The following is a 5,237-nucleotide window of genomic DNA, read 5'->3' on the forward strand; positions in this document are numbered from 1 at the left end:
TGACTTATCAAATAGTCGCTATACATATCAAGAAGATCCAGTTTCATGTTTTGTCCTTAAAAACTTACGGACGAAAAATATGATTATTTCAAGCAGAAATCAACTATTGCTGCGTAACATCAGATAGTAAATTTAAGTTGAGATTTACGAACAGATAGCTATATTATGCAATTTCCCTAAAATGAATTTACAGAGCATGTTTTTAAAATACGCTCAGTTGATAGAGATTTAATAAAATTTCATACAGATTCTATTCAATCATTCAGACTATCCATAAGATTTTATTTTTAATTTTGTGCGCCTTAATATACTCCCAGAATCTTTCAACAGGATTGAGTCCATGTGAGTAGGTAGGGTAGACTATCTTTAGATTGTTTAGCACCTCAAGCTTTTTTGATTTATGCCATCCAGCTCCATCATTATCGCCTCATTACCTTTTAAAACGCAGTATGCAAATCTTTCTAGGTGATTGTGCGGGCATGAATATCTGATTCAATAGACATTTTTCGAAACTCATTTATGCTAAGGCCCGTTCTAAATCAAGTGGATTTTTTTCGATATTTTTTGAGAATTTAATAAGAATTCAAATGAAATGTGTGTTAAATAAGACGTTATGCGTTTCGGGATGATCAGTGAGATCGGATAAAAGACAGTTTACCTAGAAAAAATAAAGTGTGACAGTCAAGGACGATCTCCTGTTTGTTGAGACTGTTTTATGCCGCTACCGTGCAGAAATTCTTTGGCGTGATCTTGCCAGAGAAGTTTGGTGATTTTAAAGCCCTACACCCGCTTTACCCGTTGGAGCCAAAAAAGCGTATGGATAAAGGTCTTTGAAATCTCTATCGCAGGACGCTGATCATGAGTACGCGATGATTTATGCAACGATTGTGCGACCTCATCAACACAGCGCAGGCTCTAAAAAAAGAGCATAATCAAACCATTGGACGCTTCTCTTTGGTCAGCACCAAAATTCATGCACCGTGTAATGCCCATGAAAATCCGGTCGCTTTTTATCTTACACAAGGTCAGGACCATAATTTGGAAAAAAGCTGATGCAGTGTTTGCGGATAAAAGCATACGATGCCGATGAAAGGGGGCGGAGAAAACTTAAAGAAAAGGGCCGTGATTCCATCTAAAAAGAACTGTTTGAAGTCTTCAAATTATGTAAATATCTTTTCCCGTCACTTGATCTAGAATTTTTTTGCTAAACTCAAGGTTGTACCGCCCCATTTTCACACGCTATGATAAAACGTCTTCAAATTTTCTAGACGCCATTCACTTTGCTTCAATTTATTAAAAAACGTTACTATAACGTGTTAATAATTTTAACGATTTTTTTGTACACCGAGTCTATCTCTTCTTCTAAAATGCAATAAGGGGGCATTAGGTAAATCGTATTTTTTAAAGGGCGAATAACCATACCTTGCTCAAAAAAACGTAATTTAGCTAAAGACATAAAGCGTTGCAAATCTTTAACATCAAAGGCAGCAATAGTCCCAAGAGTTCGAATTTTTTCTATTCTCGGACACTGAGATTTCGCTTCTATTATTTTGACCTGATGCATTTTGCTGATAGTTTTTATTGCCTCTTGACACTCAGGTTTTTTCAGTAACTTAAGTGAAGTAATAGCCGCGCTGCACGCCAGGGGATTTGCTGTATAAGAGTGACCATGAGCAAACGCAGTTTTAAAATCATCTCCTAAAAAAGCTTCGTAAATCCTATTTTGAGTAACCGTAAGCGCTAAAGGTAAAAATCCTCCCGTAAGTCCTTTTGAAATGCACAAAAAATCAGGAGCAATTTCAAGCTGATGAAGAGCAAAATATGTTCCTGTTCGACAAAATCCTGTCATTACTTCATCAAAAATAACCAATATATGATATTGACGCACTAAATTTACGACATTTTTTATAAATTGAGGTCTACATATCCGCATTCCACTTGCTCCCTGAATAAGAGGCTCTAAAATGATGGCAGAAATAGTGTTTGCATATTGATGTAAATATTTTTTTAATACTCGAATTGATTTTTCTTCTTTTAATTCTACCTGCTCATCTCCATTCCACGTATAAGGGTAAGGTATAGACAAAACATTGAAACATAATGCTTTAAATTGGTTATGAAATCCCGATTTTGCCCCAACAGACATGGCTCCAAACGTATCTCCATGATATCCTCCATCAAAACTTAAAAAAAATTTTTTTTCTTTTTTTCTCAAGTTAAGCCAATATTGGTAGGACATTTTCAAGGCTACCTCAACAGAAGTAGATCCATTATCAGAAAAAAAAAATCTGCAAAGATTTTTGGGTAAGATAGTCTGTAATTCTTGGCATAAAGTTACTGCAGGTTCATGAGTAAATCCTGCAAACAGAACGTGCTCCAAAGTCTTTGCTTGATCGTAAATACTTTTTGCAATTTCTTGATGGCCATGACCATGAATATTAACCCACCAACTCGAAATTAAATCTAAGTATGGAACGTCATTTTCATCATACACATAACTTCCTTGAGCTTTTTTAATCCCAACTATTTTCTGAGCATTTTTTTCTTGTGTAAATGGATGCCAGATTATTTTTTTGTCACGTATTGACAGCGTCATTTCACTAAACCTTTACAATATTTTTATGTACTTTTTTATGTATTTTTTTTTAATGCTTACTTTGAAAGCATCGCTTATTTAAATGAACACACTTTTCATAATAGTTCAGATTCGTGAGGAATAAAAGGGAGTGATTAACTAAAGAACGCAGTGTAAAAATCTTTTTAGGTAGTTGCGCAGGAATGGATCTCTGATTAAATAGATGTTGTCAAAATTTTTATTGATCACAGGCATCTATGCTCCTAGAGGATTTTATCATTCATATTTATCTAATTGTCGAGGATGTTTTGCAAAGATGTAGAGCGATTCGAAGGGATAAATTTAGTGATTCAGAAGTGATCACGATGAAAATCGTTGGGGAATACTTTGGTTCTTGGTATAAAAAAAAGATTTATGATTATGTCAAAACTCATCGGTTATCTTGTTTCCGACACTTAGAATCCGCACCACTTTTACTCGACAAGGGGCGAATTTGTGGAAAATAAAAGAAGCTTTTCAAAGACATTTTGCTCAAATAATAGTTCTAGAGGTTTTTTTTTGTTTGATGGATCCCCTATTTCAACATGTTACGTTAAACGGGTTGGCTATACCAATCCTTTTTTGGGGTCAAGCTGTGCCGCTAAAGACGAAAAATATTTTGGATTTAAGGGACATCTTCTCACTCATCAAAAAGGATCAAAAAGAAGTGATCCTAAATTTTACGATGGCAGAAGCCAATATCCATGAACGAAACATCTTGCCTGAGCTTACGGCAAATTACAAAGGCATGACAATTGCCAACAAAGGTCTGATTCGATCAACACTCCGCCAAGAGTTTAGGGAAATAGATCTCTCGTTGCAAACACCTCTCAAAAATAATATGAAAGACACCAGACCAAAATAAGTTATCCGTAAAAGGATGAGGGGCCGAAAAAAAATAGAAACAGTCATCGCACAATTCGTTGACAGGTTCTATGTTCAGTTCTATTAAAGAAAAAGATCTCTGGAATCTCTCAGCTAAAATTTGACGAAAAATACTCGCTCATACCTGCCGCTTCTTTACAGAAAATCTTCTTCCAATTCGAGAAAATCTTAACCTAAAAGATTTGCTCATTGCGTTAAAATAGTATAAAAGTATTGTCCATTGATGTTTATTTAGATAAGCGAAAAATTAACGAATATTTTTCCAGCTATCGTGTATATGAATAACACCTAAAGGTTTTTCATGCTTATCTACCACAAAAACAAAAGTAATTTTATAAAATTCCATTAATTTTAAAGCATCATTTATAATGGCATGATCGGGTAAAATTTTGGGAGTTTTTTGCATAACATCCTGTGCAAAGCAAGATGTTATGGTACCAAAAAGTGCGCATGCACGACGAACATCACCGTCAGAAATAACTCCTAAAAGCGTTCCTTCTTCATTAACAACTCCTGCACATCCCAGACGTTTTTCGCTCATAATGATTAAAACCTCGGTCATCGGTGCAGTTAAGGATACTAACGGCATATCATTTCCAGAGATCATAGTGTGGGTAACTGGAGATAATTTAAATCCCAAAGCTCCGTGAGGATGATATGTTTGATAACGTTCCAACGTAATATCCCGCTCCATAGCGCTTACTAAAATGTCTCCTAATGCAAGCATAACCAAAGAAGAGGTGCTGGGAACGCATCCAAGTGGTCCCGCTTCCTTAATTTCAGGCAAAAGTAACGTTGTACTGGCAATTTTTCCCAATCGTTTCAATGGAAAAGCAGTCATAAGAATGGAAAATATGTTTTTTTCTTGCGCAAAAGACAAAACGGGAATAAGTTCCGCAGATTCTCCGCTATAAGATCCCGCCAAAATTGTATCACTTTGTTTCAATCCTCCAAGCTCCCCATGAACGCCGTGAATCGCATCGAGAAAATAAGAAGCAACCCCGATAGAGGAAAAATTGCTAGAAATTTTTTGCAAAATAAACGCACTTTTTCCAATCCCAAGACACACAACTCTTCCTTCTGTCTGTCGTATTTTCTTTATGCAAAGAAAAAGATTTTCAGGAATAAACTCCCTCATTTTACAAAGACCAAGGATGTGTGCGTCAAGAACGGATCTGGGATCATACATATAAAAACACCTACTGTACAAAAATGCATATTTTTAACCAATATTAATAATTAAAATTCATTTTCTCTATTGCAAACTTTTGAATTATAAAGTTAAAATTAGTAACTTTCAAGATCATTCAACGTACTGTGCAGGGCATTGGCATGCAATATATTTCCCATAAATTTGTCTCCTTGAGTTCTTTATAGATTACACCATAAGAGTTTGGAACTAAACAGATAATTAGTTACATATTGAATAAAAGGCTCTTTTTCTATAATTGGCTTTGCCCACAAACGTATCTTTGAGCGAAAATGTCCTTGGCTTTTATAACGTAAATGCCATCTGCTGATTGTTATTTTATTTACTGATGTTACGCAGCAATAGTTGATTTCTGCTTGAAATAATCATATTTTTCGTCCGTAGGTTTTTAACTCATCTTAGCATCTTTCAAAATTTGAAGTTCATTGAACATTAAAAGATTGGCTTTTAACAATAGTTTTTGTTTTATTGCAAAATGATTCAATGAGGTTTTCACTTTCAATAATTCTAATTTGCAGTATGCAATGA

The 5,237-nt window shown here is 35.0% G+C and carries 3 protein-coding genes and 3 pseudogenes; 2 read left to right on the top strand and 4 right to left on the bottom strand.

Annotated features, from left to right (window positions below; translation table 11 throughout):
* Positions 1-262: 262 nt before the first annotated feature.
* Positions 263-406 (bottom strand): annotated as a pseudogene (locus P618_RS09205) (IS630-like element ISWpi10 family transposase); the annotation flags it as partial.
* A 236-nt stretch (positions 407-642) separates the two neighbouring features.
* On the opposite strand from P618_RS09205, the pseudogene P618_RS09210 reads away from it, so the two are divergent.
* Positions 643-1,297, top strand: a pseudogene (locus P618_RS09210) (IS5 family transposase).
* Between the two features lie 9 nt (positions 1,298-1,306).
* Here the strand turns inward: P618_RS09210 and bioA are convergent.
* Entirely contained in the window at positions 1,307-2,596 is a 1,290-nt protein-coding gene (gene bioA / locus P618_RS02455) for an adenosylmethionine--8-amino-7-oxononanoate transaminase (RefSeq protein WP_021827225.1), read from the bottom strand.
* Positions 2,597-3,068: 472 nt separating this feature from the next.
* Between bioA and P618_RS05990 the strand changes: the two genes are divergently transcribed.
* Positions 3,069-3,479, top strand: a complete 411-nt coding sequence (locus P618_RS05990) for a transposase (RefSeq protein ID WP_021827223.1) — start codon at positions 3,069-3,071, stop codon at positions 3,477-3,479.
* Positions 3,480-3,746: 267 nt separating this feature from the next.
* Here the strand turns inward: P618_RS05990 and P618_RS02465 are convergent, their stop codons facing one another.
* Together P618_RS02465 and P618_RS09215 are read right to left on the bottom strand one after the other, a co-directional pair.
* A complete protein-coding gene (locus tag P618_RS02465; RefSeq protein ID WP_021827222.1) occupies positions 3,747-4,688 on the bottom strand; it encodes a CBS domain-containing protein in 942 nt (313 codons plus the stop codon).
* Positions 4,689-5,097: 409 nt separating this feature from the next.
* Positions 5,098-5,237: pseudogene (locus P618_RS09215) on the bottom strand (IS701 family transposase); the annotation flags it as partial.

Origin of the sequence: Holospora obtusa F1, from assembly GCF_000469665.2 — a bacterium.
Classification (GTDB): Bacteria; Pseudomonadota; Alphaproteobacteria; order Holosporales; family Holosporaceae; genus Holospora; species Holospora obtusa.

Bases quoted from the DNA above. Each gene is read 5' to 3' on its own strand.
- P618_RS02465 (WP_021827222.1), bottom strand. From the start codon at position 4,688: ATGTATGATCCCAGATCCGTTCTTGACGCACACATCCTTGGTCTTTGT.
- bioA (WP_021827225.1), bottom strand. From the start codon at position 2,596: ATGACGCTGTCAATACGTGACAAAAAAATAATCTGGCATCCATTTACA.